Origin of the sequence: Chitinophaga sp., assembly GCF_035564935.1 — a bacterium.
GTDB lineage: Bacteria > Bacteroidota > Bacteroidia > Chitinophagales > Chitinophagaceae > Chitinophaga.
On the sequence record NZ_DATMTE010000297.1, the window covers coordinates 1 to 4,242 of the forward strand.

General features: G+C 45.5%; 2 protein-coding genes. Both read left to right on the forward strand.

Features of this window, described 5'->3' with window-relative positions; genetic code table 11:
• Positions 1-193 precede the first annotated feature (193 nt).
• Positions 194-3,931, forward strand: coding sequence for a DEAD/DEAH box helicase (locus VN105_RS07955; protein ID WP_325639630.1), 3,738 nt, complete (start codon positions 194-196; stop codon positions 3,929-3,931).
• Between the two features lie 39 nt (positions 3,932-3,970).
• The coding region (locus VN105_RS07960) for a hypothetical protein (RefSeq protein WP_325639632.1) at positions 3,971-4,242 on the forward strand (272 nt) is incomplete at its 3' end.

Below are 4,242 nucleotides of genomic sequence, written 5' to 3' on the forward strand. Positions count from 1 at the left end.
ATTATATTGAAAAAAAGGTGCAGCAATGACACCGTAAACAGAAGGCGGTTAACGGGTTGTTAATGGCCTGGCTGCGGGTTATTAGAAATTTTCTGCTTACTTTTGTGGATTGCCTTTTTATCAGCTGTTAAGTTTTTTTGATATATCTATTAACCCTTTTGCTGATAATAAAAAGTGGGCAACAACGTATAGTATGTCGCTACCCCATTTGCTAAAATATGTTTACAACAACGGCACTGATGAAGTGATCCGCAGGGGGAAGCGTATTTTTTCTTCCGGGGGCGTTGAACTCATCGAGGCAGACCCGGTGCTGAAAACAGCTACCTTCCGCGTAAAGAGCGACACACATGCCAATTATTACCGTGTTTCCATCAACAAGTATGGAGAAACAACCGGTATGTCCATCCGATGCCAATGCCCTTACAACCTGGGCGACATTTGCCGGCATGAAGCCGCAGCACTGTTCCAGCTCCAGGAAATGCTGGACAAAAATCATTTCGAAAGCTTCGACACACAGTTTGATCAGCAACATACGCTGATTAAAATGAAGTCTATCGATATTAAATCCATTAAGCTGCTCACCTCCGGTACTATACTGGCGCAGGCAGAGGAAATCGCCAAAAAACATCCTGCCAAAATAAACCTGGCCAAAGATGAAAAGGTAGAAGCCGTGCTTACGCTTAATGGGAAAGAGTTTCCGCTGATCATTCAACGGAATGAAGAACGCTTTTTTGATACGCATTGCACCTGCGACGAAACAGAACATGCTTTATGCGTTCACAAAGCAGCGCTGTTCCTGCAACTTTTACAGAAAAACGGCCCGTTCTACTTTGATACCCTCCGCAACTGGGACAAGGAAAAGAATAAGCTGCTATCGTTATACGGCTATTCCCTCACCGATGATCTCGACGGAAAATTTGCCTTCTCCTACATGGATGGCAAACCGTTTCTACGCGTGCTGGACCCTTCCATCAAAAGGGTAGATGGCGCGGGCGCAGGCCGGCAACCGGTTACGGCCCCGCCGCCACCGGAAGAAACCATCACCATTACGCAACGGCTGGCAGCAGTATTTAACGCCAACGAAACACTGTACCCTTATTTTAAAATAGACCTGGTAAGCGGCGAAATCAACGAAGAACAAACGGCCTTCGTATCACTGGCCAGCAAACTGGATCTTACCAAATACATCGACTTCTACCAGTTCAAGGAAAAAGACAGGGAACTGATAGCGCCTATACGAAAACTACAGGGCACTGAAGTCAGTAAATTCCTCAGCAAAAATTCTCCTTTTGCCGGTATCTGGGAAAATATTACGCATGAAAATGCAGAAGAACTCCCCACCGAAACAAAGGAACTGATGCTGGAATACCTCCATCCCAAACTTGCCAAACTGTTCCCGCAGCTGGCAGAACACGGACTGGTATTTGAACTGCCCAACAGGCAGGCATTCAAAACAAAAAACCTGCAGCAACTGCAGATAGGCGCCGACAGGCTCAAACTGATCATAAAAACCAATACCGGCGATACCCATGTAGACATCAACTGCTACGTGAACATCGAAGGAGAACTGGTAAATGTAGCTGAAAATGAATGGGAAAGCCCGTTAATGTTCCTCTATAAACAGGTGATCTATTTGTTTGAAAGCCCGCAGGACGCCCTGCATGTGGAACTTTTCCGCCAAAACGGAAAACTGCGTATCGCCAACCAGGAATGGCCGGCTTACCTGAAAGATTATCTGCTGCCGCTGAGCCGCCAGTATGATATCCAGTTCGATAAGGGACTACTCGCAGAACTGAAGGATGTAATGCCGGAGCCACGGGTATTCCTGAAGGAACTCGGCGAAACATTTATTATACAGCCCGGTTTCGCCTATCGCGGCCAGGAAGTGGAGTGGAACGACGAAAGCAAGATCACCGTGCAGGAGGGAAATAAAGTGCTCGTTATCCACCGGAATAAAGATGCGGAAGATGCTTTTGTAACTAAGCTCCGCACTTTACATACCAACTTCGCACAACATGATAACCATAATTATTTTTACCTGCGTGCCAAAGAAGCGCTGAAAAATAACTGGTTCTTCCTGTTCTTCGATGCATTGAAAGAAATGAATGTGCGGGTGTTCGGATTCGATAACCTCCGCAACTTTAAATTCAGTTCGCATAAACCAGTCACCAATTTACAGATCAGCTCCGGTATCGACTGGTTCGATGCACAGATCGAAGTACTGTATGGCGATCAGAAAGTAAGTATCAAGGATATTAAGAATGCGCTGGCAAACAAACAGAACTATGTTCAGCTGGCAGATGGCTCCCTGGGCCTGCTGCCGGAAGAATGGCTGCGCAAATATTCCCTGCTTTTTAAAGTTGGGGAAGAAAAAGATAAAGGACTTAAACTCAGCAAATACAACTTCAGCGTGATCGATGAGCTCTACGAGTTTATTGATGATGAAGCCGTAGTACTGGAACTTGAACAGAAACGCCGTAAACTGCTGCAATTCGACGAGATCCGCAGTATTGCCCTGCCGGAAAACCTGCAGGCAACGCTCCGTCCTTACCAGGAAAGCGGCTTCCAGTGGCTGAATTACCTCGATGATATCAAATGGGGCGGTATCCTGGCCGATGATATGGGTTTGGGTAAAACCATCCAGGCCCTCACCTTCCTGCAGTATTACAAGAATAAGCATGAAGGCAAAACAATGGCGCTGATCGTTTGTCCTACCACACTGATCTATAACTGGGAAAATGAGATCAGGAAATTTACGCCGGATATCCGGCATCATATTCACCATGGGCCAGCACGATTAAAATCGTCTGAAGAACTGGGTAAATTTGACGCCGTTATCACCACTTATGGTACGCTCCGCAGCGATATTCAGCTGCTGATGAAACTTGAGTTTGACTACGTGATCCTTGATGAATCACAAGCTATCAAGAACCCACAGTCGAAAGTAACCAAAGCGGCACAGCTGCTTCAAACAAAGAACAGGCTGGCGCTGAGCGGTACCCCGATGCAGAATAATACCTTCGATATTTATGCCCAGATGAACTTCCTGAACCCGGGAATGCTCGGCAGCGTCGACTTTTTCCGCAACGAATTTGCTACGCCGATCGACAAATTCCAGGATGAAGAAAGAAAAGAACATCTGCGTAAACTGATCTATCCGTTTATCCTTCGCCGTACCAAGGAACAGGTGGCGAAAGACCTGCCGGAAAAAATAGAAACCGTGATCTTCTGCGAAATGGATGCGGAACAACGGCATATTTATGATGCTTACCGCAACACTTACCGCTCCAAGATCCTCGGTGTTATTGAGGATCAGGGTATGGAACGCTCCCAGCTTACCATCCTGCAGGGCCTCATGAAGCTGCGGCAGATCTGCGATTCACCCGCTATCCTGAATGATACGGAACAGTATCCTAACCATTCGGTAAAGCTGCATGAGCTTACCCGCGAAATTTCTGAGAATATCGGTAATCACAAGGTGCTGATCTTCTCCCAGTTCCTGGGAATGCTTGGATTGATCCGCGACAGGATGCAACATCTCAAAATACCATACGAGTATTTTGATGGAAGTACTTCCACCGTTGATCGTGAAAAGGCTATCCAGAACTTCCAGCACAACGACGAATGCCGTGTATTCCTTATTTCACTGAAAGCCGGTGGCGTAGGTTTGAACCTCACTGCTGCCGATTACGTGTACATTGTAGATCCGTGGTGGAACCCGGCAGTAGAACAACAGGCCATTGACCGTACCCACCGTATCGGGCAAACCAAGAATATTTTTGCTTACCGCATGATCTGTAAAGACACGGTAGAAGAAAAAATATTACAGCTGCAGGAACGCAAGAAGTCACTGGTGAAGGAAATTATTTCTGACGACAGTGGTTTTGTGAAGAAGCTGACGAAGGAAGATGTATTGTATTTGTTTAGTTAATGATTTTACCGGAATTGGCTTTTGTCGTAAATTTAGTTTGTGGAAAATACTGGCTACATAGAAATTAAGATTAGTGGCTCAAAAGGTAATCTTGAGTTAAATAGGGATAACTATGATATCCGGGAAATAAGAGATATACTTGAACAGGCTGAAAATTTGCTGGTTTCAGGAGATAAAAAAGACAGACCAGTTATAAGCTACCAATTAGAGAATGGTTCCGTCAGACATATATTTAAGACATCCCTACAATTCATTATTGGTTTCAATGCCGTGCTCGGTCAAATTGCAAGTGATGATTCTATTGATTTTCT